Source organism: Tritonibacter sp. SIMBA_163 (assembly GCF_046535935.1).
GTDB lineage: Bacteria > Pseudomonadota > Alphaproteobacteria > Rhodobacterales > Rhodobacteraceae > Epibacterium > Epibacterium scottomollicae.
The window spans coordinates 775,402-799,343 of sequence record NZ_JAWJBP010000001.1 but is presented as its reverse complement, the minus strand read 5'-3'; the positions used below and the strand labels follow the sequence as shown (position 1 = coordinate 799,343).

At 61.5% G+C, this 23,942-nt stretch carries 23 protein-coding genes; 16 read left to right on the top strand and 7 right to left on the bottom strand.

Annotated features, from left to right (window positions below; genetic code table 11):
• The first annotated feature begins 35 nt into the window (after positions 1-35).
• The 9 genes from R0J92_RS03760 (at position 36) to R0J92_RS03720 (ending at position 9,971) form a co-directional block, all read left to right on the top strand.
• Complete coding sequence (locus R0J92_RS03760; protein ID WP_317386480.1) at positions 36-815, top strand: ABC transporter ATP-binding protein; 780 nt, start codon at positions 36-38, stop codon at positions 813-815.
• 37 nt (positions 816-852) lie between these two features.
• Positions 853-1,560, top strand: a complete 708-nt coding sequence (locus R0J92_RS03755; protein WP_106162780.1) for a transporter substrate-binding domain-containing protein — start codon at positions 853-855, stop codon at positions 1,558-1,560.
• A 112-nt stretch (positions 1,561-1,672) separates the two neighbouring features.
• Positions 1,673-2,578 (top strand): ABC transporter permease, encoded by a 906-nt coding sequence (locus R0J92_RS03750; RefSeq protein WP_106163093.1) that lies wholly within the window; start codon positions 1,673-1,675, stop codon positions 2,576-2,578.
• Positions 2,575-3,381 (top strand): ABC transporter permease, encoded by an 807-nt coding sequence (locus R0J92_RS03745; protein ID WP_106162781.1) that lies wholly within the window; start codon positions 2,575-2,577, stop codon positions 3,379-3,381. Before R0J92_RS03750 ends, R0J92_RS03745 begins: the two co-directional genes overlap by 4 nt.
• A gap of 213 nt (positions 3,382-3,594) precedes the next feature.
• Positions 3,595-4,914, top strand: coding sequence for a glutamine synthetase family protein (locus R0J92_RS03740; RefSeq protein WP_106162782.1), 1,320 nt, complete (start codon positions 3,595-3,597; stop codon positions 4,912-4,914).
• A 56-nt stretch (positions 4,915-4,970) separates the two neighbouring features.
• Complete coding sequence (locus R0J92_RS03735; RefSeq protein WP_411050758.1) at positions 4,971-5,654, top strand: type 1 glutamine amidotransferase; 684 nt, start codon at positions 4,971-4,973, stop codon at positions 5,652-5,654.
• Positions 5,651-7,018 carry a glutamine synthetase family protein gene (locus R0J92_RS03730; RefSeq protein WP_411050757.1) on the top strand — a complete coding sequence of 456 codons (1,368 nt, stop codon included), beginning with the start codon at positions 5,651-5,653 and terminating at the stop codon, positions 7,016-7,018. The genes R0J92_RS03735 and R0J92_RS03730 overlap by 4 nt, the downstream gene beginning before the upstream one ends.
• Before the next feature lie 115 nt (positions 7,019-7,133).
• On the top strand, positions 7,134-8,444 hold the full coding sequence (locus R0J92_RS03725; RefSeq protein ID WP_411050795.1) for an NAD(P)/FAD-dependent oxidoreductase: 1,311 nt from the start codon (positions 7,134-7,136) through the stop codon (positions 8,442-8,444).
• 288 nt (positions 8,445-8,732) lie between these two features.
• On the top strand, positions 8,733-9,971 hold the full coding sequence (locus R0J92_RS03720) for a DegT/DnrJ/EryC1/StrS family aminotransferase (protein ID WP_411050756.1): 1,239 nt from the start codon (positions 8,733-8,735) through the stop codon (positions 9,969-9,971).
• A 315-nt stretch (positions 9,972-10,286) separates the two neighbouring features.
• Here R0J92_RS03720 and phaR read toward each other — a convergent pair whose 3' ends face one another.
• From phaR to R0J92_RS03705, 3 genes are all read right to left on the bottom strand, one after another.
• Positions 10,287-10,838, bottom strand: coding sequence for a polyhydroxyalkanoate synthesis repressor PhaR (phaR, locus tag R0J92_RS03715; protein ID WP_106162787.1), 552 nt, complete (start codon positions 10,836-10,838; stop codon positions 10,287-10,289).
• 445 nt (positions 10,839-11,283) lie between these two features.
• On the bottom strand, positions 11,284-11,730 hold the full coding sequence (locus R0J92_RS03710; protein ID WP_106162788.1) for a phasin family protein: 447 nt from the start codon (positions 11,728-11,730) through the stop codon (positions 11,284-11,286).
• Between the two features lie 314 nt (positions 11,731-12,044).
• Positions 12,045-13,862 (bottom strand): PHA/PHB synthase family protein, encoded by a 1,818-nt coding sequence (locus tag R0J92_RS03705; RefSeq protein WP_411050755.1) that lies wholly within the window; start codon positions 13,860-13,862, stop codon positions 12,045-12,047.
• Positions 13,863-14,010: 148 nt separating this feature from the next.
• On the opposite strand from R0J92_RS03705, the gene phaZ reads away from it, so the two are divergent.
• Complete coding sequence (gene phaZ, locus R0J92_RS03700; RefSeq protein WP_106162790.1) at positions 14,011-15,288, top strand: polyhydroxyalkanoate depolymerase; 1,278 nt, start codon at positions 14,011-14,013, stop codon at positions 15,286-15,288.
• A gap of 14 nt (positions 15,289-15,302) precedes the next feature.
• Positions 15,303-15,881, top strand: a complete 579-nt coding sequence (locus R0J92_RS03695) for a DUF6151 family protein (RefSeq protein ID WP_411050754.1) — start codon at positions 15,303-15,305, stop codon at positions 15,879-15,881.
• A 233-nt stretch (positions 15,882-16,114) separates the two neighbouring features.
• Here the strand turns inward: R0J92_RS03695 and R0J92_RS03690 are convergent, their stop codons facing one another.
• The 3 genes from R0J92_RS03690 to R0J92_RS03680 all read right to left on the bottom strand — a co-directional run bounded on the left by R0J92_RS03690 (position 16,115) and on the right by R0J92_RS03680 (position 18,387).
• Positions 16,115-16,993, bottom strand: a complete 879-nt coding sequence (locus tag R0J92_RS03690) for an alpha/beta fold hydrolase (RefSeq protein ID WP_411050753.1) — start codon at positions 16,991-16,993, stop codon at positions 16,115-16,117.
• 122 nt (positions 16,994-17,115) lie between these two features.
• Positions 17,116-17,541: a VOC family protein gene (locus R0J92_RS03685; protein ID WP_411050752.1), complete on the bottom strand. Its 426-nt coding sequence runs from the start codon at positions 17,539-17,541 to the stop codon at positions 17,116-17,118.
• 99 nt (positions 17,542-17,640) lie between these two features.
• Positions 17,641-18,387: an alpha/beta hydrolase gene (locus tag R0J92_RS03680; RefSeq protein WP_411050751.1), complete on the bottom strand. Its 747-nt coding sequence runs from the start codon at positions 18,385-18,387 to the stop codon at positions 17,641-17,643.
• A 247-nt stretch (positions 18,388-18,634) separates the two neighbouring features.
• Here R0J92_RS03680 and thrS point away from each other — a divergent pair, with 247 nt between their 5' ends.
• The 5 genes from thrS to R0J92_RS03655 all read left to right on the top strand — a co-directional run bounded on the left by thrS (position 18,635) and on the right by R0J92_RS03655 (position 23,432).
• A complete protein-coding gene (thrS, locus tag R0J92_RS03675) occupies positions 18,635-20,581 on the top strand; it encodes a threonine--tRNA ligase (protein ID WP_106162795.1) in 1,947 nt (648 codons plus the stop codon).
• Between the two features lie 220 nt (positions 20,582-20,801).
• Positions 20,802-21,107 carry a DUF2282 domain-containing protein gene (locus R0J92_RS03670; RefSeq protein ID WP_106162796.1) on the top strand — a complete coding sequence of 102 codons (306 nt, stop codon included), beginning with the start codon at positions 20,802-20,804 and terminating at the stop codon, positions 21,105-21,107.
• 134 nt (positions 21,108-21,241) lie between these two features.
• On the top strand, positions 21,242-22,114 hold the full coding sequence (locus R0J92_RS03665; RefSeq protein WP_411050750.1) for a DUF692 family multinuclear iron-containing protein: 873 nt from the start codon (positions 21,242-21,244) through the stop codon (positions 22,112-22,114).
• Complete coding sequence (locus R0J92_RS03660) at positions 22,114-22,860, top strand: putative DNA-binding domain-containing protein (protein WP_411050749.1); 747 nt, start codon at positions 22,114-22,116, stop codon at positions 22,858-22,860. Before R0J92_RS03665 ends, R0J92_RS03660 begins: the two co-directional genes overlap by 1 nt.
• 8 nt (positions 22,861-22,868) lie before the next feature.
• Positions 22,869-23,432: a DoxX family membrane protein gene (locus R0J92_RS03655; protein WP_411050748.1), complete on the top strand. Its 564-nt coding sequence runs from the start codon at positions 22,869-22,871 to the stop codon at positions 23,430-23,432.
• A gap of 80 nt (positions 23,433-23,512) precedes the next feature.
• Here the strand turns inward: R0J92_RS03655 and R0J92_RS03650 are convergent, their stop codons facing one another.
• A complete protein-coding gene (locus tag R0J92_RS03650) occupies positions 23,513-23,830 on the bottom strand; it encodes an ArsC/Spx/MgsR family protein (RefSeq protein ID WP_411050794.1) in 318 nt (105 codons plus the stop codon).
• Between the last annotated feature and the right edge of the window lie 112 nt (positions 23,831-23,942).

The window sequence follows — 23,942 nt, the reverse complement described above, 5'->3', positions numbered from 1 at the left end:
AGGGTCACCTTGCACAATAGCCGGACGAGATCACATTGACCGACGACACCCCTGTACTCGAAATCCGCGGATTGCATAAATCCTACGGCGACTTGGAAGTCATCAAAGGGGTGGATATCACCGCCAAAAGAGGCGATGTGGTGTCTCTGATCGGCTCTTCAGGCTCCGGAAAATCCACACTGCTGCGCTGCTGCAACCTTCTGGAAGACAGTCAGCAGGGCGATATTCTGTTCAAGAGCGAGCCCATCAGCTGGCGTGGCGCGGGCCTATCCCGTCAGCCTGCCGATGCCAAACAAGTGCTGCGCATCCGCACCAACCTTTCGATGGTCTTCCAGCAGTTCAACCTGTGGTCTCACATGACCATTCTCCAGAACGTCATGGAAGCACCGCTAACAGTGCTGAAACGCGACCGCGACGAGGTCGAGGCCTCTGCCCGGAAATACCTCGACCAGGTCGGCATCGGCGACAAATGCGACGCCTTTCCGGCGCAGCTTTCGGGCGGCCAGCAACAGCGCGCCGCCATCGCCCGCGCGCTCTGCATGGAGCCCGAGGCGCTGCTGTTCGACGAACCCACCTCCGCCCTCGATCCTGAACTGGAGCAGGAGGTGGTCAAGGTCATCAAGGATCTCGCCAGCGAAGGCCGCACCATGCTGATCGTGACCCACGATATGCGCATGGCCGCCGATGTCTCCGATCACATCGTGTTCCTGCACAAGGGGCTGATCGAGGAAGAAGGTTGCCCGGACGAGATCTTCGGAAACACTCGCAGTGAACGGCTGCGGGCGTTCCTGTCGTCGACGCGACAGGACCAATAACCAAAAACCAGACCAACACAATAACGGGAGTAACACCATGAAATCTCTGCTTCTCGGCTCTGCCGCGCTGGCTCTCTCCGCAACATTTGCCCTGGCCGATACCGTTCGCCTCGGCACCGAGGGCGCCTACCCTCCCTACAACTTCATCAATGATGCTGGCGAAGTTGACGGGTTCGAGCGCGAGCTGGGTGACGAGCTGTGCAAGCGCGCCGAGCTGACCTGCGAGTGGGTCACCAACGACTGGGATTCGATCATTCCGAACCTGCTGTCCGGCAACTATGACGCCATCATCGCAGGCATGTCGATCACCGACGAGCGCAAGGAAGTTGTTGCCTTCACCGAAGGCTACACCCAGCCATCGCCCTCCGCCTATGCAGCGCTGTCCGAAGGTGTCGACGTGACCTCCAGCGTCGTTGCTGCTCAGGCTGGCACCATCCAGGCCGCGCATGTCGCCGAATCCGGCGCAACCCTAGTGGAATTCCCGACCCCCGATGAAACCATCGCGGCGGTGAACTCCGGCGAGACGGACGTGGTCATGGCCGACAAGGACTTCCTGGCGCCGATCGTCGAATCCAGTGATCTGGTGTTCCTCGGCGACGTCTACCTCGGCGGCGGTATCGGCATGGCCTTCCGTCAGTCCGACGACGAGATGCGTGGCAAATTCAACGCCGCGATCGCCTCCATGAAAGAAGACGGTTCCCTGAACGACATGCTCGAAAAATGGGAAATCGAAGGTCAGTTCTGATCCGCTGACCCCAGACTGAGACACGGAAGGGGGGCATTGGCCCCCTTTCCACTTTTCCCCGCGCACCCTGCTGCGCTTGCGTGCGATCCCGCGCCAGAAAACGAGGCCCGCCATTTTTTCCTATTGCTCCGATCCGGCCATCCTGGAGGGTTTCCAATGGCTGAGCTGTTATCTGACCACCGGCAAGCACATGGGCTTTTACCTGTCTTTCGGGACCGTGTTGCTGCTTCTGGCGATCACTGCGCCACTGGCGCTGGCCTTCGGGTTCTTTGGCGCCAGCGCCGCACGCTCGCGTATTGCCCCCTTGGCCATATTCGGCAAAGGCTACATCGCCATCGTGCGCGGTGTGCCCGATATCGCCTTCTTCCTGTTTTTCGTCATTGCGCTCGATCAGGGCATCGAATGGCTGCGTCACAAGGTGAAATGCTCTGACTGGGATGAACCGATCCGACAGGGCAATGATTTTGTGGTCTGCCAGATCGCAAAGATGCCGCTGAACGATTCCCCCCAATGGGTGCATGAGGCCTATGGCTTCAGCCTCGCGGTCCTGACCTTTGCAATCGTCTTTGGCGCCTTCGCCGCGAATGTCCTGTTTGGTGCGATGCGTGCGGTCCCCCGGGCCCAGATCGAAACCGCCGAGGCCTACGGCATGTCACCGCGCCAGTCGTTCTGGCGGGTGCTGGTGCCGCAGATGTGGGTCTATGCCCTGCCCGGCCTGTCGAACCTGTGGATGGTGCTGATCAAGGCCACGCCGCTTCTGTTCCTGCTGGGTGTGGAAGACATCGTTTACTGGGCCCGCGAACTCGGCGGATCCAAGACCGAACGGTTCACCGACTTCCCGCACGGCGACTGGCGCATGTGGTATTTCCTGGCGCTGCTGATCTTCTACCTCGCCTTCACCAAGGTCTCTGAACTTGTACTGGCACGGATCTCGCGCCGCCTGTCCAAAGGTCAGGCCACGCTGGCCGGAGAGGCACAGCGCAAGGAACCCGGCACGGCTGCGGAGGCCACGACATGAGCTGCTTTGAGACGCTACAAGCCTATGCCTTTCGGTCGCTCGGTTATGGCGAACGCCTGCTGCCGCGCAGCGACTTCACCCTCTGTGAACAATTCGTGCTGATCGGCTCCGGACTGATCTGGAACGTCTACTTCGGCGTGATCGCGATCGTCACCGGGTTCTTCTTTGCCAACGCGCTTGCGATGGCAAAGAACTCGCCGCGGCGCTGGCTGCGCAGCCCCGCCAACGGGTTCATCTTCGTGTTCCGCGGCTCGCCGCTGTTCATTCAGTTCTTCTTTGCCTACTTCCTGTTCCTGTCACTCAAGAGCGTGTCGCCAATCTTTGACCCGCTCTCTGCGGCGTGGCTCGGGGCGTTGATCGTACTGTTTCTCAACACCTCCGCCTATTCGGCAGAGATCTTCTACGGTGCGCTGCGCTCGATACCCAAGGGCGATATCGAGGCCGCGGATGCCTATGGGCTGTCCGGCTGGCACCGCTTTCGCCGGGTGATCTGGCCCACCATGATGCGACTCGCCTGGCCCGCCTACACGAATGAGGCCATCTTCCTCTTTCATGCCACCACGCTGGTGTATTTTTCGGGCTTTCCCGCCTGGCGGCAAAAAGGCGACGCGCTCTACTACGCGAACTATTTCGCGGACAAGACGTTCAACCCCTTTGTCCCCTACCCGATTCTCGCCTTCTACTTCATCCTGCTGACGCTGGTGATCATCGCCGTCTTCGGGGCGATCAACACCCGGCTGAACCGGCATCTCCCGCAAGAGCGGCGCACCAAAGTCCGCTTCAAGCCACAGATGATCCGCTGAACCACATCCGGGCTAACACGGCTCCTATGCGACAAAGGCTCCTTCGGGAGCCTTTTTTGTTTTGTGGCCGCGGCCTCGCTCCCGGGTTTGCGACCCGGAAATGTCGCAAAAGAGTACGGCACATTCTGCCTTGAGTAATTTTTTTGATCAAATTTGCTTGCCAGCTTCGATTGGTCACGCCAATGTAGGGGCAACAAGACAAGGAGCACGCGCATGGACTTCTCTGCGCTCAGAACAATTCGTATCGCCGCCTGTGACCTGAACGGGCAAATGCGCGGCAAACGCCTCCCCGTCGGCATGGCCGACAAGCTGGGTGAAGGCTCCGCCCGCATGCCGTTTTCGGTTCTCAACGTCGACATCTGGGGCCGTGACATCGAAGACAGCCCGCTGGTGTTTGAAACCGGCGACGCCGATGGCATTCTGCTGCCCACCAAACGCGGCGCCGTGCCGATGCCCTGGCTCGCCACCCCCTCGGCGCTGGTGCCGATGAAGATGGTGCATGAAGATGGCCGCCCGTTCTTCGGCGACCCGCGTCAGGTGCTGGCTCATGTGCTCGACCGCTATACCGAGAAGGGCTGGACCGTCGCCGCCGCCACCGAGCTGGAGTTCATCCTGATCGACGACGCAGGCAGCCAGCCGCTGCCGCCCATTGATCCGCTGACCGGTCGCGCTCTGGACCAGCAATCGGTGCTGTCGATTGCTGAGCTGGACGCCTATGACGACTTCTTTACCGATCTCTATGATGGTGCCGAGGCCATGGGCATCCCGGCCCAGGATGCAATTTCCGAGGCCGGTCTGGGTCAGTTCGAGATCAACCTGACCCATCAGGACGCCATGCGCGCCGCCGATGATACATGGCTCTTTAAGGCGCTGGTCAAAGGGGTTGCGCGCAAGCACGGCTTTGCCGCCACCTTCATGGCGAAACCTTATGCCGAGGAAGCAGGCAACGGCATGCATGTGCATTTCTCCGTCTGCGACACTGATGGCACCAACATCTTTGACAATGGCGGCCCCGAGGGCACGCCCGCCTTGCATGCGGCGGTGGCAGGCTGCATCAACGCCATGCGCGACAGCACGCTGGTCTTCGCCCCGCATGGCAACTCCTATGAACGGCTGGTGCCCGGCGCCCATGCGCCCACCTCCGCCGCCTGGGCCTATGAAAACCGCACCGCCGCGATCCGCATTCCCGGCGGCAGCCACAAGGCCCGCCGGATCGAACACCGGGTCTCGGGCGGCGACATCAACCCTTATCTGATGCTCGCTACCGTCCTTGGCGCGGCGCTCATCGGCATGGAGGACGGGTCCACGCCCCCGCCCCCCTCAGAGGGCAATATCTACGAGATCGAAGGCCTGCCGCAGCTTGCTGGCAGCTGGGCCGAGGCCATCGACCTGTTCGAGAACAGCCCCCTCATCGCGCGCATCTTGCCGCCGATGGCCATCCGCAATCTGGTGATGACAAAACGCCAGGAGCTTGCGGGCTTTGCAGAGAAGCCGGCAGAGGGCCATTGGCTCTCGTGGCTCGAAGCCGTATGACCGCGGAGAATGGGTTCGATGTGCGAACCTCCAGTTTTGATCATATTTGGTGACTTATGAAGATCGGCATCCTGCAAACCGGCCACGCCCCAGAAGAGCTGAAACCCGCCTCCGGCAATTATGACGAGATGTTCCGCGCGCTGCTTGCGGGGCATGGGTTCAGCTTCGAGACCTATCCGGTGCTTGACGGGGTCTTCCCGGATACGGCCGAGGCCGCCGACGGCTGGCTGATCACCGGCTCCAAATTCGGCGCCTATGAGGACCACGACTGGATCCCGCCGCTGGAGGATCTGATCCGCCAGATCCACGCCCGCAAGATGCCGCTGGTCGGCATCTGCTTTGGCCATCAGATCATCGCGCAGGCCCTTGGGGGCAAAGTGGTGAAATACGATGGCGGCTGGAGCGTTGGCCATACCGAATACCGCCTGCACGGCGCGCCGGTGCAGCTGAATGCCTGGCACCAGGATCAGGTGGTGGACAGGCCCGCAGAGGCCCGCGTGATCGGCCAGAGTGATTTCTGCGCCAATGCCTTTCTGGCCTATGGCGATCACATCTGGACCGCGCAGCCGCACCCCGAATTTCAGAATGCCTTTGTCGATGGTCTGTTGCGGACCCGCGGCAAGGGCGTGGTCCCCGACGCTCAGCTTCAGGCCGCGTCAGAGACCCTCGACCGCGCCACCGACTCAACGCAAATAGCCAATGAGATTGCCGACTTCTTCAAGAAAGTGAGGACCCGATGACGAGCCCGACGCGCTGGCAGGAAAATCTGCCCGAAGCCGCAAAGACCTATCTGGAGGGCCGTCGTCTCGACGAGGTTGAATGCGTTATCTCGGACCTTCCGGGCATCGCCCGAGGCAAGGCGGTGCCAGCGTCGAAATTTGCCAAGCAGGATTATTTCCACCTGCCCGACAGCATCTTCTACCAGACCATCACCGGCGACTGGGCCGATGCGGCGGATGAGGATGGCTGGATCGAAAAGGACATGACGCTGAAGCCCGACATGTCCACAGCCACGGCCGCCCCTTGGACCGGCGACTGGACCCTTCAGGTGATCCATGATGCCTACGACCGCGAGGACAATCCGGTGCCCTTCAGCCCGCGCAACGTGCTGAAACGTGTCGTCGACCTCTATCACGCGCAGGGTTGGAAACCTGTGGTAGCGCCGGAGATGGAGTTCTTTCTGGTGGCCCGCAACGTCGACCCTGCCCGCGACATCGAACCGATGATGGGCCGCTCTGGTCGCCCTGCCGCCGCCCGTCAGGCCTATTCCATGACGGCCGTGGATGAATTCGGCCCGGTGATTGACGACATCTATGACTTTGCCGAGGCGCAGGGCTTCGAGATCGACGGCATCACCCAGGAAGGCGGCGCCGGTCAGCTGGAAATCAACCTGCGCCATGGCGACCCGGTGAAGCTGGCGGATGAGGTGTTCTACTTCAAGCGGCTGATCCGCGAGGCGGCGCTGCGCCACGATTGCTTTGCCACCTTCATGGCTAAGCCGATCGCAGATGAGCCGGGTTCGGCGATGCACATCCACCACTCTATCATCGACATGGAAAGCGGCGAGAATATCTTCTCCGGTCCACAGGGTGGCGAGACGGATGCTTTCTATCATTTCATCGCCGGTCTGCAGACCTATCTGCCCGCAGGTCTCGCGGTGATGGCGCCCTATGTGAACTCCTATCGCCGTTATGTGAAGGACCACGCCGCGCCGATCAACCTGGAATGGGCGCGCGACAACCGCACCACCGGCATCCGCATCCCGCTGTCGGGACCGGCGGCGCGTCGGGTGGAAAACCGCATCGCAGGGATGGACTGCAACCCCTACCTCGGCATCGCGGTGTCGCTGGCCTGCGGCTATCTCGGCCTAATGGAAGAGCGCCGCCCCACCCGCCAGTTCAAGGGCGATGCCTATGAGGGCGATGGCGACATTCCCCAGGTGATGGGCCAGGCGCTGGATCTTTTTGACGAGGCCAAGGCGCTGCACGAGGTGCTTGGCCCCGACTTTGCCCGCGTTTACAGCTGCGTGAAACGGGCTGAATACGAGGAGTTCCTGCAGGTTATCTCGCCATGGGAGCGCGAGCATCTGCTGCTGAACGTCTGATCCATTGGCGCCGCGCCCCGTCCTGGGCGTGGCGCCAATGGATATTTATGAGAAGTTGAAAGACCAGCCCCCTGCGTTTGAACCTCAGGGGTGGCAGACCCATGAGGCCGACCCGATGGCGCTGAACCTGTTGCACGCAAATGACCGCCCCGGCAAATATCCCGAAAGCTGGTATGCCGCCACCGCGACGCCGGGGGTGCATTATCCGTCGCTGTCGGGGGGCGTACGGGCGGATGTCTGCATTGTGGGCGCGGGCTACACCGGCCTGTCGGCAGCGCTGCATCTGGCCGAAGCGGGCCGCAAGGTGGTGCTGCTGGATGCGCAACGGGTAGGCTTTGGCGCCTCCGGGCGCAATGGTGGCCAGCTGGGCTCCGGCCAGCGTCAGGACCAAGAGGTGCTGGAGCGCATGGTGGGACGCGAGGATGCCGCCAAGCTCTGGACCCTGGGCGAAGAGGCCAAGGACCTGGTCAAGGGGTTGATCGCCAAACATGATATTGACTGTCATCTGAAACCCGGCGTCGCCTGGACCGCCGACAGCGCCCGCGAGGTGCGGCATCTGCATGACTATGGCCGTCACCTGCAGGACGCTTATGGTTACGACCAGATCGAGATCCTCGATCAGGAGGCATGCCACGCCATGTGCCCCTCGCCGGCCTATGTTGGCGGCGTGCTGGATCACGGCGCCGGGCATCTGCATCCGCTGAACTACGCGCTTGGTCTGGCACGCGCTGCCGCTGCGGCCGGGGTGCAGATCTATGAGCGCAGCGAGGTCTTCGCCATCGAGGACGGCCCGCAGGTGGAGGTCCGCACCGGCGAGGGCACGGTGCGCGCCAACCATCTGATACTGGCCTGCAACGGCTATCTCGGCGGGCTGAACGATCAGGTTGCTGCGCGGGTGATGCCGATCAACAATTTTGTCGCCGCCACTGAACCGCTGGGCGATGACGCCGCCCGGGTGCTCGCCCGCGACGTGGCGGTGGCCGACAGCAAGTTCGTGGTCAACTACTTCCGGCTCAGCCATGACAAGCGGCTGCTGTTCGGCGGAGGCGAGAGCTATGGCTATCGCTTTCCCAGCGATGTCGCCGCCAAAGTGCGCCGGCCGATGACGGAGATCTTTCCGCATCTGCGCGACGTGAAGATCGACTACGCCTGGGGCGGCACGCTGGCTATCACCATGAAACGCCTGCCCTATCTGGCGCGGGTCTCGCCGCGCATCCTGTCGGCCTCGGGTTATTCTGGCCATGGCGTCGGCACCGCTACCCATGCGGGCCGTCTGATGGCCGAAGCCATTGCCGGCCAAAGCGACGGGTTCAACACCATGGCGCGCATTCCCACCGCCCCTTTCCCGGGTGGGCCCAAGATGCGCACGCCGCTGCTGGCGCTGGCGATGACCTGGTTTTCCCTGCGCGATCGGCTCGGCCTCTGATCTCGGCCGGGGGCGCTGCCCCCGGACCCCCGAGGTATTTTTGTAAAGATGAAGACGGGTCACGCCCCCATTCGCCTGAAATGAAGCAGAGCTGAAGACAGCGAATCTCCGGTGCTGCCGCCGCGCGCCACATCGCTCCTTTGGCCGAGTTTTGGGCGCGACATCCCTGCCCCAAGGCAACAATTTCGTGAAATTTGCACCCCGCAAGTGCCTGAGCACAGGGGAATCCTTGGCTTCTCGACGTCATTGTTTTATATTTCTGAAAAGGTAAATTCAGGATTTTGAAATATGAGCCAGGCCCCCAATTCCCAGGTCCCGAACGTCCAAGTTCCGAATGTGCATCAGGGTGAACCCATCCCCGAGGCTGCGCGCGAGGCGATCGAGGCCTTGATGCAATCGGGCGACCTGTTTCGCTACACCGCACCAAAGGATGCACCGGTGTCCTTGCTGGAGACGGAGTTTGCCACACTTCTGGGCAGCAAATATGCGCTGGCGGTCTCGTCCTGTTCCGCGGCGCTGTTCCTGTCGCTGAAAGCGCTGGACCTGCCCCGCGATGCCCGCGTGCTGATCCCCGGCTTTACCTTTGCCGCGGTGCCCTCCTCGGTGGTGCATGCGGACTGCGTGCCGGTGCTCTGCGAGGTGGGTGAGAACTACCGCATCAACATGGACGACTTTGCCGCCAAGCTGGATCAGGACATCTCTGCCGTGATCATTTCGCACATGCGCGGGCATACCTCCGACATGGATGCGATCATGGCGTTGTGCGATGCGCGTGACATCCCCGTGGTGGAGGATGCGGCCCATTCGCTGGGCACCACCTGGCACGGGCGCAACATCGGCACTATCGGCCATGTCGGCTGTTTCTCCTTCCAGTCCTACAAGATGCTGAACGCTGGCGAAGGTGGCATTCTGGTGACCGATGACGCCGATCTCGTGGCCCGCGCGGTAATCATGTCCGGCGCCTATGAACACAACTGGCAGAAACACAAACCGGCGCGCGGCGACAATGGCACCGCGCTGGCCGAGGCCTTCGGGCGCTGGCAGAACCTGCTGCCGCTGTATAACCTGCGCATGAGCAACCTCTCTGCCGTGGTGATCCGCCCACAGATCCCTGAGCTTGCCCGCCGCGTTGCCGATGGGCTGAAGAACCACGATTACGTGGCTGCAAAGCTGAACGCCCATGCCAATTTCCACGTGCCCGCACCGCTGGCGCCCGAGCGTCGCGCGCCGGATTCGATCCAGTTCAATCTGGTCGGCATGACTGATACGCAGATCGCAGATTTTGCGCAGGCTACGGCGGACAAGGGCATAAAGGTGCAGATCTTTGGTCGTTCCACCGACAACGCCCGGGCGTTCTGGAACTGGCAATTCCTCAAGGATCTGCCGGAGCTGCCGGAAACCCGCGCCATGCTGATGCAGGCCTGCGATGTACGTCTGCCGGTGCGTCTGACACAGGCAGAACTGGATGTGATCGCGGATATCCTGCTGGCCTCGGTTGAGGAGATCATGGCACGCGAAGCCGCCTGATCGACGGGGCAACACGCTGACTTTGTGAAGGGCGCGTCCGGACGCGCCCTTCTTCATGTCCACCATCTCCCGCGCCCATCGCCGCCGCGCGTCAGCGCGGCGCCCGGCCCAACTGGCGGTACTGCATCTTTGATGCGGTGCCGCTGGGCGGGAGCGCTCCCGCGCGTCGCGCCTGACATCAAAGATGTCAGGCCGCCCCTTGGGCCTTGCAGCGCGCCTGCGGCGCGCTGCAAGGGGGCCCGGTCGCAAGCATTGCGCAAAAAAAGCCCCGGAAAACCGGGGCTTTCTACAGACTCAGCTAAGGAGCAGACGCCCTCAACTCAGCTTTGAGAGTTTTTCCTGCAGCTCCGCGAGCTGGCGCTTGATGGTGTTCAAATCGTCTTCGCTCTCGCCGCTATCATTATCCTCGCCGCCGCCAGTCCAGCCGCCACTCATTCCGCCGGTCATCGCCTTCAAGAACGCCTCCTGCTGGGTTTTCATGGCCTCGAAGCCGGGCATCTGCGCCATCGGATTGATCGCCGTCATATTCTCCATCATCTTCGACTGGCTGTCGCGCAGCATATCGAAAGACGCCTGCAGAAACTGCGGCATCACACCGCCACCCGGCACCATATAGCTGCGCACCAGGTCGTTGAGCACATTCACCGGCAACACGTTTTCGCCGCGGCTCTCATGCTCGGCAATGATCTGCAACAGATACTGGCGGGTGAGGTCATCCCCCGTTTTCAGGTCAAGGATCTGCACCTCGCGCCCGTCCCGGATAAAACCTGCGACATCTTCGAGCGTCACGTAATCGCTGGTCTCGGTATTGTAGAGCCTGCGGCTGGCATAGCGTTTAATGAGCAGAGGCTTATCCTGTTCCGCCATTCTCTTCTCCCCGGGAAATGTGCGCGTTGCAAAAACCCTAGGCGAGGCTGTCATAAAAAGAAAGCACTGAAAGCAAAAGGAGATGCTGCTGAGCCCCCCCCTTTCACCGTTGGAGGCGGATCAAGTGCAACGCACTCTTGAGAGGACACAGACTCTCTGTGAATGCCGCTGTTGTCTCACTTTGAAGGTCCGCACCCCGTCCCCCCGCTCACCGAAGGCCTCCATCATCACAAGCGAAGATCCGTCGGACCGGTCCCGATGCACGGCTTTCGAGGGGGCCAGCCAGACCGCGTGCCTCGTCGGCCCCGGAAGTGCCCCTTGCGCCCAACACTGATTGCCAGGCTCTCAGACACAAAAAAGGGCAGGCGCGCGGCCTGCCCTTTTCTTCGGGGTCCCGTTGGTTGGGAGGAGAGCTGAACGGGCCCCCGCACGTTCTCGCTGGCGATTATTTCGCGGCAGCGGCTTTCTTGGCAGCGGTGGAGACCTCTTCAGTGGCCTTCTTCACAGCAGCAGATGCCTCTTCAGACATGTCCTTGCCAGCCGACATCATCAGCTCGACGGTGTCCATCTGAACCTTTTTGGCAACTTCGGCGAAGGCTGCCATGTTCTCGGCTGCAACTTCAGCGGAGGAAGATGCAAAATCGGTTGCCGATTTGGCGTAGTCGGCCGGATCGGCTTTCGCCTTGGAGATATCGCTCATCTTCGCCAGAGTGTCTTTGGTCCACTTGCTGGAGATCTCGGCGTTTTTCTCGGCCGCGTCCAGCGCAACGGAGGAGAGCTTCTCGTTCAGAGCGGCAGTGTTCTTGAAGAAGTCTTCCATCGCGGAGGTGTCAACCGGGAAGGAAGCCATCATGTCTTTCATCATCGCGGAAAAATCTTGGGTCTTAGCCATGGTACTCATTCCTTTGTTACGATCCTTCGGAACGCGTCCGATCAGGAGGGTCCTAGCGGGAACCGCCCCGCTGTTGAGATCAATATGCATGCTGCAGCGCAGCATTTCAAGCAAAATTTGCTGCGTCGCAGAAATTTCATCTTAGTTTTACGTTAGCGATGCGCATTGAGGCACAGGTCTCCAGCGCATCCGTAGCGCGCGCCCTCGGTATCCTGCAGCGCAGGCCTCTATAGACACGCCAGAGAGAGCGACGTCAGGCAATCAGCTTTTCGACCACCTCGGCCCAGCAGATGTGCTGTACATTCCGCCCCCCCTCAGGACCTTGCTTTGGCGCGCACATATTGGCCCGGTGCGGCGTCCAACGCCGGATAGGACGCATGCGCCCCCGGCACCCGGGCGGGGACCTGCTTGCCGGATCGCGTCTTCAGCCAGCTGCCCCAACGCGGCCACCAGGACCCTTCGGTAAAGCGCGCGCCCGCCATCCATTCGTCTGCGTCCGCCTTCAGGTCGTCGTTGACATAATGGCCGTATTTGTTGCGGCTGACCGGGTTCACGATCCCAGCGATATGGCCCGACTGGCTGACAACAAATGTCTTGGAGCGCGATCCCATCTGCTGCACGCCGCGATAGCATTGCTTCCAGGCGGCAATGTGGTCGGTCTCGCAGGTGATCGACATCAACGGCACATCCACATCGCGCAGGTGCAGCGTCTCGCCAAACAGCTCAAACCCGCCGTCCGCGAACTGGTTGCTCTGACACAGCCCGCGCAGGTACTGCACCGCCATCCGACCCGGCAGATTGGCCCCGTCCCCGTTCCAATAGAGCAGATCGAAGGCGGGAGGGGTTTCGCCCATCATGTAGCTGCGGATCGCCGGTCCATACACCAGATCATTGGCGCGCAGATAAGAGAAGGTCCGCGCCATGATGTAATGTGGCATGATCCCGTCGTCACCGATCTCCTCCTCGATCGCATCGACAAAGTCGTTCTGAAGGAAGGGGGTAAAATCCCCCTGATCGGAAAAATCCGTCAGCGCGGTAAAGAAAGTCGCGGATTTCACCGATTTGTCACCGCGCTTCTTCATCAGGGACAGGGTCAGGCTCAGCGTCGTGCCGGCAATGCAATAGCCCACCGCATTGACCTGTTTGGTGCCGCAGATCTCCTTGACCACCTGGATCGCCTTCAGGAACCCGTCCTCGACGTAGTCCTCCATGCCGATATCCGCATAATCCTCATTCGGATTGACCCAGGAGACGACAAACAGGCTATAGCCTTGGTCGGTAATCCACTTGATCAGGCTGTTCTTTTCCTTGAGGTCGAGGATGTAGAACTTGTTGATCCAAGGCGGGAACAGCACGATCGGCGTCTCATGCACGGTCTCTGTCGTCGGCCGATAGTGAATGAGCTCCATCATCCGATTGCGGAACACCACGTCACCGGGGCTGGTGGCGATATTGCGACCGATTTCAAAGGCCGTGTCATCCGCCAGCCGCACGATCAGCTCGCCATCGTTGGCCTCCAGATCCGCAACCAGGTTCTCCAGCCCGTCAATCAGCGACTGGCCGTCCGTCTCCAGTGCCTTTTCCAGCGCATCCGGGTTCGTCGCGAGGAAATTCGTCGGCGCCATCATATTGATGATCTGATCAGAAAAATAGCTCAACCGCTGCCGGTCCACCCGGTCCAGATCCTCGACCTCCTCGACGGCGGTGCGGATCGTCTCGGCATTGGTCAGATACTGATCGCGCACAAATCTGAAATAGGGATTGTTCTCCCACATCGGATTGGCAAAGCGGCGATCTGCCGGGCGGGGCGCATCAGCTTCTTCGGGTGCGCCTTGCAGGGCGCCAGCCATGGCTTTCTGTGCTTCGGCAAAATTCTCGACCGACTTGCCCCAGAACTGCACCTGCTGTTCCAGCAACCGAGAGGGGTTTTGTGCCATCGCGGCCCAATAGGACGATGCTGCACGTGCGAAAAGCTCTTGATTCGGAGCGTCCAATCCGGGGTTATGGGTCTTCTTATGCGCCATTACCTCTATCAGGCGCTTGGACAGCTGCTCCACGCGTTCAAGATTTTCCTTAAGCTGGTCAATCTGTTCCGCGGAGGTTGCTTCAATAGCCTTGTCGGTTGTTGTCATCTTAAGGAAACCCTCTTAATCTTTCTGCTGTGCAGAATACTTGCCCTGCCATTCTACGGCAAAGCGACCCAAGGTCCGAATCCGCCGGAATGATCCGGCACACTCGGGCTCAAACCGCGGCACGAAAAGCACCGCCAAGGAGACGCGTATGCGCTACATGATGTCCTACGACCTGATGGAGACGGTTCGGAACACGAACCAGTGGCTGGGCGCGACGGCGCAGTCCATGGCCTCCTATCCGGCCTTCGCCGCCCTGCCCAACCCGATGCTGAGCTGGCTGGCTGGTTGGGGCGAGGTCACCGAACGCAGTTTCAAACGCATGGTGGCCAAACCCGACTGGGGTATCCATGTCACCACGCTGAACGATGGCAAGGATCACCTGGTCGAGGTCGACACGGTTGTTGAAAAGCCGTTTGGCGACCTGATCCACTTCCGGGTCACTGACCGCCCCGAACAACCCCGCAAGGTTCTGGTTGTTGCGCCGATGTCCGGCCATTACGCCACCCTCCTGCGCTCCACGGTCAAAAGCCTCATTGAAAACTGCGAAGTTTATGTGACGGACTGGCACAACGCCCGCGACATTCCGGTCTCTGCCGGCAAGTTCGACGTGGAAGATTACACCCTCTACCTCGTTGATTTCATGCGCGAGCTTGGCCCTGACACCCATGTGGTTGCAGTCTGCCAACCTGCCCCCCTGACGCTGGCGGCCACTGCCTATCTCGCCGAGATGGAGCCCAAGGCCCAGCCCACGTCCCTGACCCTGATCGGTGGCCCGGTGGACCCGGACGCGACTCCGACAGATGTAACAGATTTTGGTCATCGCGTCACCATGGGCCAGCTTGAACAGACCATGATCCAGCGCGTCGGTTTCAAATACAAGGGCGTGGGCCGAGCGGTCTATCCCGGCCTGCTGCAGCTGTCGTCTTTCATGTCGATGAATATGGACCGCCACTCCAAGGCCTTCTCCGAGCAGATCATGCGGGTCAGCCAAGGCGACGCCACGGACCACGATGCCCACAACCGGTTCTACGACGAATATCTCGCGGTCATGGACATGCCGGCCGAGTTCTACCTCTCCACCGTCGAGCGGGTTTTCAAGAATCGCGAAATCGCCAAGAACGAATTTGTGGTGGATGGTCATAAGGTCGACATCGGCAAGATCACCGATGTGGCGGTCAAAACCGTCGAAGGCGCAAAGGACGACATCTCCGCGCCTGGCCAATGCATCGCCGCGCTGGATCTCTGCACCGGCCTGCCTGACAGCAAAAAGGCCAGCCATGTCGAGCCTGACGCTGGCCACTACGGCATTTTTGCGGGCCGTTCCTGGCGCAACAACATCCGCCCGCTGGTGATTGAATTCATGGACGCAAATGCCCGCAAACCTGCGCGCAAGGCGGCCGCCAAACCCGCCCAGGCTGCACAATAAGCCGGAGAACCGTGATGTCAGCGCCCCTTCGCTTTGCCTGCGCCTGCGGCAGCCTCTGCGGCCATGTCGAGCCGACGTCGGTCAAACAGGGCACACGTATCCTCTGCCACTGCGCGGACTGCCGCGCGGTGGAGCTGTATCATGGCTGTCCGGACCCCAAGGACACCGGCGTCGACCTGCTGCAACTCAACCCTGACATGGTGACCATCGACCAAGGTGCAGAGCATCTGCAGCTGCTGAAACTGTCCCCCAAGGGTCTTTTGCGTTGGTATGCGGGCTGCTGCGGCACGCCACTGTTCAACAGTCTGGGCAAACCAAAGCTGCCGTTCATCGCGGTGCGATCCGCCCTTTTTGATGACCCCGACCAGCTCGGCAAGGTGATCGCGCAGGCCTTCATCCCGCAGCCGGGCAAACCTCCCAAACACGAAGGCGCGGCACGTATGACCATGAAACTTGCCAGTCGCATGATCTCTGCCTGGGCCTCCGGACGCTGGCGGCAGACGCCGCTGTTTGACATAGACAGCGGCGCACCGAAGGCGGAACCGCTGATCCTGACGAAATCCGAACGGCGCGCCCTCACCGCAGGGGAATAGCTTCGCGCCCCTGCCTTGCCTGTGCTCGGCAAGGGGTGGCAAGCGGTGCAACGCCTCCCCCAACCTAGACTGCCCGCACGTCCCTCAATCGTCGCTGCGCGCGCATAATCAGCTGGCGGTGTCGTTGGGGGCGCCTTCCCGTTTGACCAAAGGCCCGCGAGACCTGACCTGCGCGGCAGGTAGGCTGCCCACAGGGGAGCCGCCGCCCGTGTGTCACCGCATCATGCGCGATATCAGGCGCTTGCCCTCAGCGCTGGCGTCAGCTGCAAAATCTCTTCTGGCACGGGCTCTATCACTTGCGAGGCCACAGGTGACGGCTGGAAATTACGGCGCGACCGTCGGCTGACCCAAAGCGGTTCATGTTCCGACGGGGCGGTGCTCTCACGCGCAGCTCCGTCTCCAACGATCCAGCTGTGCAGGATCGCAGAGATACGATCTGGCTGTTCCATCAACGGAAGATGCCCGGCATCCTCGATCATTTCCATCCGGGTGTTCTTCATCAATTCGGCGGTGAACATCTGCCGCTTCACCGGAATGATCTGGTCATGCACCCCGCAGATCACGAGCCCGGGCTGATCTGCCCGCATCAATGTCGCTTGCTGGTCGATCCGTCGTTGCAACATCCGGCTCTGCGCAACAAAGATGTCGGGTCCAAGGTCTTCCGCCATATCGGCGATCTGCCCCATGATCTGACTGCGCAGCGGGCTCGGTGCCAGACTGGTCGCGGGAAAGACATCCTGCATCACCGCCCGCAACCGCCCGGACCGTGCACGGATGATCCAGGGTTCCCGCTCGGCCGCCTTGGCCGGGGTTTCCGACAGCGGGCTTGATGCGATCAACCCGATCCCGGCAATACGATCCGGCGCAACCTCAAGCATCGACATCGCGATGGACCCGCCAAGTCCGGCGCCAATAACGGTAAATTTCGCAGGCAGGTGAGCCAGCAGAGAGGCGGCCACATCCTCGACCCGCTCCGCGCTCAGCACCGGTGCGACGGTGACCGGCACGTATCGTGAAAGCAATCGGATCTGCGGCTCCCAGATCCGACCATCACTCATGAATCCCGGCACCACCACCACAGGGTGCCCCGACAGCTCCGCTGGTTCATTCATCTGTATCTGCCCGTTTTCCTGCGCGCCTATAAGTGGCGCTTGGGTTCACTACATGTCCCAAAGTGCGGGGCAGCAAGGACTTTTTTACTTTGCGTAAAATTGGTTAAGAATGTGTGACTTCCTCAATACCCGTTCCAGCGAAACGCCCCATTCGGTGCCAGCGGCGAATACGGATTATGCGCAATCTCCCAGATGTGCCCATCCGGCGCTCGAAAATACCCGATTGTGCCGCCCCAGAACACCGCCCCCGCCTCGCGCAGGATTTCGGCGCCAGCCTCCTGTGCACGCGCCATCAACGGGGCCACCTCGCCTTCGGTGCGCACATTGCAGCTCAGCGTCATCGCCCCGGTCCCGAGCGCCTCCACCGGCAGGTTCATATCCTCTGCCAGCTTGTCCAGCGGGTACAATCCAATGGTTTGCGAGATCAGATCAAATGCGATCACCCCATCGGGGCTCTCCGCCCGCGTCCATCCCAGCGCCTCGTAAAACCGTGCCGATGCCTCCACATCCGGCACACCCAACGTGATCAGGCTCACTCTCTGGTCCATCTCAAAATCCTCACCATAAAAATATCACCCCCAAAGAGGGGTATTGTCAGAGCTTACACAGTTTGGAACAAAATGTGAACACCCATCAACGGGCTCGCGTCACCCCTGCGCGCACACCTCTGCGACAGCCTCCGCAATCAACCGCAGACAGGCCTCGTCCGAGAACCGGTGATCGGCGTCTTTCACCAGTTCCAGCCGCATATCCTCACAGATTGCATGCTCCAACAGCCGCAACGCGGTCGCGGTCGATACCGCAGAGTCGTCGGTGCCCTGCAGGCAGCGCACCGGGAAGGGCAACGCCAGCGCCTCGCGCAGCACCAACCGCGTGCGGCCATCCTCAATCATCCGTTTGGTGACCACGTAGGGCTCCATGTAGTCACTCGGCAATTCGACCCGCCCGCGCGTGTTCAGCTCGTCCTTTTGCACATCGGTGAAATTCGCCCAGTAGCCATCTTCGGTGAAATCCGGCGCGGCGGCGATGGTCACCATGCCTTTGATCCGCCCAGCCCGCGCCTTCGCCAGCAACAGCGCCTGCCACCCACCCATGGACGACCCCACCGGCACAATCTCACCCTGTGTCAGCTGATCCACAGCCGCCAGCGTGTCCTCGTGCCAGTCACCGATGCACCCGTCCTCAAACCTGCCGGAACTCTCGCCATGCCCCGAGTAGTCAAAGCGCAAAAACGCCTGCCCGCGCGCCTTGGCCCAGTCTTCCAGAAACAGCGCCTTGGTGCCCTCCATGTCGGACTTCAGCCCCCCTAGGAACACCACGCAGGGACCCTGCCCGTCGGTCTTGTGATAGGCAATGCGTCGCCCTTGGGCGGTTTCCAGATATTGCGGCGCCATCGGCTGTCTCCCAAAATTCTTCATGCGTCCTCACATGCCATGGGTGGTGAGATTCGCCAAATCCGCCCCCTTCATCTTTTTCAAAATACCTCGGGGAGCGCGAGGGGCAGCGCCCCTCGCCCACAACACCCGCCTTTTTGCGCCCGCTACCTTGACCTCACCGCCCCCCTCCGCCAAACAGCTCTCACACATATAACCCGCAACCGGGCGTTCAGTGGGCGCCAAACCGACGAGGAGAGCCAAGATAATGGCCCAAGTCTCCCTTACATTCCCCGATGGCAACGCACGGTCCTATGACGCAGGCATCACCCCTGCCGAGGTCGCCGCCGACATCTCCACCTCGCTTGCCAAAAAGGCCATCTCCGCCACCGTGGACGGTCAGCACTGGGATCTCCAGTGGCCGATCACTGCCGACGCCGCGATCGCCCTTCACACCATGAAGGACGAGGCTCAGGCCAACGAGCTCATCCGCCACGACCTCGCCCATATCATGGCGCGCGCCGTGCAGGAGATCTGGCCCGACACCAAGGTCACCATCGGCCCGGTGATCGAGAACGGCTGGTATTACGATTTCGACCGCAAGGAGCCCTTCACCCCCGAAGATCTCGGCACCATTGAAAAGAAGATGAAAGAGATCATCAACAAGCGCGAGCCGGTGACCACCGAGGTCTGGGACCGCGCAAAGGCGGTGCAGTATTATACCGACAATAACGAGCCCTATAAGGTCGAGCTGATCGACGCCATTCCCGGCGACGAGCCGCTGCGCATGTACTGGCACGGCGACTGGCAGGATCTCTGCCGGGGGCCGCACCTGCAGCACACCGGTCAGGTGCCGGGCGACGCGTTCAAGCTGATGTCCATCGCGGGCGCCTATTGGCGCGGCGACAGCGACCGCGCCATGCTGCAGCGCATCTACGGCGTCGCCTTCACCGGCAAGGAGAAGCTCAAGGCCCATCTGACCATGCTGGAAGAGGCCGCCAAGCGCGACCACCGCAAGCTGGGCCGCGAGATGAACCTGTTCCACATGCAGGAAGAGGCCCCGGGTCAGATCTTCTGGCACCCCAACGGCTGGAAAATCTACACCACCCTGCAGGACTACATGCGCCGGATGCAGGACCGCGACGGCTATGTCGAGGTCAACACGCCGCAGGTGGTCGACCGCAAGCTCTGGGAGGCCTCGGGCCACTGGGACAAATACCAGGAAAACATGTTCATCGTTGAGGTCGACGAGGATCATGCCCGCGAAAAGGCGGTGAACGCGCTGAAGCCAATGAACTGCCCCTGCCACGTTCAGGTCTTCAATCAGGGTCTGAAATCCTACCGCGACCTGCCCCTGCGCATGGCGGAGTTCGGCTCCTGCGCACGCTATGAACCCTCGGGCGCGCTGCACGGCATCATGCGGGTGCGCGGCTTTACCCAGGACGATGGCCATATCTTCTGCGCCGAGGATCAGATCGAATCCGAGACCGCAAAATTCATCGCCTTCCTGTCCAAGGTCTATGCCGATCTCGGCTTTCACGACTGGACCATCAAACTGTCGACCCGCCCCGAAAAGCGCATCGGCAGCGACGAGAGCTGGGATCTGGTGGAAAAGGCGCTGGGGGATGCCTGCAAGGCCGCCGGCTACGAGTATGAGCTGCTGGAAGGCGAAGGCGCCTTTTATGGCCCGAAGCTGGAATTCACCCTGACCGACGCCATCGGCCGCAACTGGCAATGCGGCACTCTGCAGGTGGACCCCAACCTGCCGGAACGTCTGGATGCGAATTTCATCGGTCAGGACGGCAGCAAGCACCGCCCCTTCATGCTGCACCGCGCCACATTGGGCTCGTTTGAACGTTTCATCGGCATCCTGATCGAGGAACACGCGGGCAAGCTGCCCTTCTGGCTGGCGCCGCGTCAGGTGGTGGTGGCCTCCATCACCTCCGAGGCGGATGACTATGTCAACGAGGTGGTCGAAACCCTGCGCGCCGCCGGTGTGCGGGCCGAGGCTGACATCCGCAACGAGAAGATCAACTACAAGGTCCGCGAACACTCCGTGGGCAAGGTGCCGGTCATTCTCGCCGTCGGCCACCGCGAGGTCGAGGAGCGCAGCGTTTCGGTGCGGCGTCTGGGCGAAAAGCAGACCAAGGTGGAAAGCCTGGCAAATGTTACAGAAGAGCTGTCGCGCGCCGCGACGCCGCCGGATCTTCTGTAATAATTCCCCTCTGAAACTGAAACGAACGGCCCCCACTTGGGGGCCGTTTTGTTACAACAGGCCGAAATATCGCAAAAACAGCGGCTTGCGGGCAACGCCTCTCTGACATTGACTGACGCGGACGTGAGGCACAGCCTCGTGAGTTTATTTTCGCAACCCTCCCCGGTTAAGGTAGCCCTGTCACCAAAGACGACGCTCATCACTTCAGGAGGACACGCGTATGTCGACCACCAAGAAAACCCTCGCCGTTGCTGGCGCCGTTGCCGCAGCTCTGACCGCCGTCACCACCACCCATGCCTCGGCGCAGGCCAAGGAAAAATGCTACGGCGTTTCCCTCGCAGGCCAGAACGACTGCGCCGCCGGTCCCGGCACCACCTGCGCCGGCACCTCCACCGTGGACTACCAGGGCAACGCCTGGACCCTGGTGGACAAGGGCACCTGCACCGAGATGGACCTGCCGGCAATGGCCGATGGCACCGACCGCTCCGGCGCGCTGGAGCCGCTGGAACGCGACCTGCCGGCCTAAGGCCCAACGCCCGGACATCACGTCCGACGCATACAACGGGCGCGCGCAACACGGCGCGCCCGTCTCTCCCGGCCAAGGCCCGCCGGCTCTCCTGTTCTCCGCCTGATTCAGCCTGATCCAGAAAGAGATGCGCCATGCTCACCCGCCCCGACCGTTCCCCGCGCCCAGACGCGCTGCCACATGCGCCCGGCGTCGGCTACAAGCCGCAGCATTTCCAGCGTATTCTGGAGGATGCCGGATCGGTCGAATGGCTGGAAATCCACGCCGAGAACTACATGGGCGATGGCGGCCGCCCGCTGGCGCAGCTGCGCCATCTGTCGCAGCGCTTTGCCATTTCGGTGCATGGCGTCGGCCTGTCGATCGGCGGCGCAAGCCCGCTGGATCCAGATCACCTCGCCCGCCTCAAGCACCTCACTGACTGGCTGAATCCCGCGAGCTTTTCCGAACATCTCGCGTGGTCCACCCACGACAGCCATTTCTACAACGACCTGCTGCCGCTGCCCTATACAAACGCTACGCTGGCCCGTGTCTGCGATCACATCGATCAGGTGCAGGGCCTGCTGGGTCGCCAGATGCTGCTGGAAAACCCCTCCAGCTACCTCGCCTTTGCCGAGAGCACCTGGGAGGAGCCCGCCTTTCTGCACGAGATTGCCAAACGCACCGGCTGCGGGTTGCTGCTTGACGTCAACAACGTCTTTGTCTCCGCCACCAACCTCGGCTACCGCCCGCAGGATTACATCGACGCCTACCCGCTTGATCTGGTGGGGGAAATTCATCTTGGCGGCCATGACGAGGACGAAGATGACCACGGCGCCCCGCTCTTGATCGACAGCCACGGGGCCGCGGTGGTGGACCCGGTCTGGGCGCTGCTGGATTATACGCTGGCCCGCTCCGGCCCCAAACCAACGCTGGTGGAATGGGACACCGATGTGCCCGACTGGCCCGTGCTGGAGGCCGAGGCCGCCCGCGCCGCCGCAGCGCTGAACGCCGTAAAAATGGCCGCCTGATGTCGCGCGAGGACCAGTTCACACGCGCCATTCTGGACGCACGCCTGCCGGTGCCCGAGGGGCTGCTGGATGGCGCTGATCTGCCCGCCGGGCGGCGCTTCAGCGTCTATCGCAACAATGTCGCCGTCTCCCTCACGGAGGCGCTGCATCAGGGCTTCCCCGTCATCACAAAGCTGCTGGGGCCGGAAAACATGGACGGGCTCGCCGCCCTCTATCTGCGCGCCCAGCCGCCGACCTCTCCCCTGATGATGCACTACGGCCAGGGCTTTCCCGACTTTCTGGAAGGCCTCGAACAGCTCTCTCACCTCGGCTATCTCGGCGATGTGGCGCGGCTGGAACTGGCCCTGCGCCGCAGCTACCACGCCGCCGATGCCCCGCCCCTCGACACGCTGCACCTCGGCACCCTGCCGCCCGACGAACTCATGGCCAGCCGCCTCAGCTTCGCGCCCGCGATGGCCGTGCTGCGCTCGCCCTGGCCGATCCACGCCATCTGGGCCTACAACACCCATCCCGACGCGCCCAAGCCCATTGCCCGCGCCGAGGATGTGCTGATTACCCGACCCGAATTCGACCCCATTCCGCAGCCTTTGCCCCCGGGCGGTGCGGACTGGATTGCCAGGCTTCAGGCAGGCGAGACCCTCGGCAGCGCGACCGAGGCCGTCACAAGTGATTTTCCCGATTTTGACCTCAGCGCCCCGCTGGCGCTTCTGATCGAGGGCTTGGCCCTCACCGACCTCTCGCAATAGGACTTCATATGAACGCCCTGATTTCTCTGCATAACGCCGCATTCGACCTGATCGAGCGCGCGGGCAATTGGCTGATGCCGTTGTTTGCCCGCTTCACCTTTGCCGCCGTGCTGCTGATCTACTACTGGAACTCCGGCCTGACCAAACTGGGCGATGGCCTCTTCGGCGTGGTCTCGCCCTCGATCGGCGCCTACAGCCAGATTTTCCCGAAACAGCTGGAGGCCGCAGGCTATGACGTCTCGCAGCTTGGTGTCTTTCACTGGGCCGTCGTCATGGCGGGCACCTACGCCGAATTCATCCTGCCGCTGCTGATCGTCATCGGCTTTGCCACCCGTCTCGCTTCGCTGGGCATGATCGGCTTTGTGGTGATGCAATCGCTCACGGACGTCTACGGCCACGGCGCCACCGATGCCAAGACGCTTGGCGCCTGGTTCGACCGCGCCTCCGACAGCACCATCATGGACCAGCGCCTGCTCTGGGTGTTTGTCCTGGTGGTGCTGGTGGTCAAGGGCGCCGGCGCGCTCTCGGTGGACGCCCTGCTGCGGCGGCGCCAGGACGATGCCAGCACCTGAGCCATCACCGTTCCCCGTAAAAGGACTGCGCGCGAGGATCATGCCTCGCGCGCCGTTTTCACTCAATCAAGCGCGTAGCTTCAGGCCACCCCAAGCGCCGATTTTACATCCGCGGTCCAGCCGAGATAGAGCTGATCGCCCGTCTCGATCAGCGGTCGTTTCATCAGGCTTGGATGCTCTTTGACCAGCTCCAGCGGCGGGCGCGCCCGCTCATCTTCGCTCAAACCTCGCCATGTGGTTGAACGTGTGTTGAGGAATTTATCCGGAAATTGAGCATATGCCCGCTCAATAACCACCTCTGGAACACCGTCTTTCCGCACATCGACAAACACCGCATCCGGCAATGATTTCAGCGCCTTGCGGCACGTATCACATGTCTTCAACCCATATAGCTTCACGACTGCTTCCCCTTGCATATGAAAGTTTCACACAATTTATGGTAGAGCCCCACCGATTTTCTTTGATTTTTCGAAACTGCGTGCCACACTCAAACTGGCTCTTTTGAATTAA

What these genes read in the sequence shown, in the direction of transcription:
- R0J92_RS03755 (WP_106162780.1), top strand. Translation starts at nt 853, where the DNA reads ATGAAATCTCTGCTTCTCGGCTCTGCCGCGCTGGCTCTCTCCGCAACA.
- R0J92_RS03745 (WP_106162781.1), top strand. Translation starts at nt 2,575, where the DNA reads ATGAGCTGCTTTGAGACGCTACAAGCCTATGCCTTTCGGTCGCTCGGT.
- R0J92_RS03740 (WP_106162782.1), top strand. Translation starts at nt 3,595, where the DNA reads ATGGACTTCTCTGCGCTCAGAACAATTCGTATCGCCGCCTGTGACCTG.
- R0J92_RS03735 (WP_411050758.1), top strand. Translation starts at nt 4,971, where the DNA reads ATGAAGATCGGCATCCTGCAAACCGGCCACGCCCCAGAAGAGCTGAAA.
- R0J92_RS03730 (WP_411050757.1), top strand. Translation starts at nt 5,651, where the DNA reads ATGACGAGCCCGACGCGCTGGCAGGAAAATCTGCCCGAAGCCGCAAAG.
- R0J92_RS03725 (WP_411050795.1), top strand. Translation starts at nt 7,134, where the DNA reads ATGGCGCTGAACCTGTTGCACGCAAATGACCGCCCCGGCAAATATCCC.
- R0J92_RS03720 (WP_411050756.1), top strand. Translation starts at nt 8,733, where the DNA reads ATGAGCCAGGCCCCCAATTCCCAGGTCCCGAACGTCCAAGTTCCGAAT.
- phaR (WP_106162787.1), bottom strand. Translation starts at nt 10,838, where the DNA reads ATGGCGGAACAGGATAAGCCTCTGCTCATTAAACGCTATGCCAGCCGC.
- R0J92_RS03710 (WP_106162788.1), bottom strand. Translation starts at nt 11,730, where the DNA reads ATGGCTAAGACCCAAGATTTTTCCGCGATGATGAAAGACATGATGGCT.
- R0J92_RS03705 (WP_411050755.1), bottom strand. Translation starts at nt 13,862, where the DNA reads ATGACAACAACCGACAAGGCTATTGAAGCAACCTCCGCGGAACAGATT.
- phaZ (WP_106162790.1), top strand. Translation starts at nt 14,011, where the DNA reads ATGCGCTACATGATGTCCTACGACCTGATGGAGACGGTTCGGAACACG.
- R0J92_RS03695 (WP_411050754.1), top strand. Translation starts at nt 15,303, where the DNA reads ATGTCAGCGCCCCTTCGCTTTGCCTGCGCCTGCGGCAGCCTCTGCGGC.
- R0J92_RS03690 (WP_411050753.1), bottom strand. Translation starts at nt 16,993, where the DNA reads ATGAATGAACCAGCGGAGCTGTCGGGGCACCCTGTGGTGGTGGTGCCG.
- R0J92_RS03685 (WP_411050752.1), bottom strand. Translation starts at nt 17,541, where the DNA reads ATGGACCAGAGAGTGAGCCTGATCACGTTGGGTGTGCCGGATGTGGAG.
- R0J92_RS03680 (WP_411050751.1), bottom strand. Translation starts at nt 18,387, where the DNA reads ATGGCGCCGCAATATCTGGAAACCGCCCAAGGGCGACGCATTGCCTAT.
- thrS (WP_106162795.1), top strand. Translation starts at nt 18,635, where the DNA reads ATGGCCCAAGTCTCCCTTACATTCCCCGATGGCAACGCACGGTCCTAT.
- R0J92_RS03670 (WP_106162796.1), top strand. Translation starts at nt 20,802, where the DNA reads ATGTCGACCACCAAGAAAACCCTCGCCGTTGCTGGCGCCGTTGCCGCA.
- R0J92_RS03665 (WP_411050750.1), top strand. Translation starts at nt 21,242, where the DNA reads ATGCTCACCCGCCCCGACCGTTCCCCGCGCCCAGACGCGCTGCCACAT.
- R0J92_RS03660 (WP_411050749.1), top strand. Translation starts at nt 22,114, where the DNA reads ATGTCGCGCGAGGACCAGTTCACACGCGCCATTCTGGACGCACGCCTG.
- R0J92_RS03655 (WP_411050748.1), top strand. Translation starts at nt 22,869, where the DNA reads ATGAACGCCCTGATTTCTCTGCATAACGCCGCATTCGACCTGATCGAG.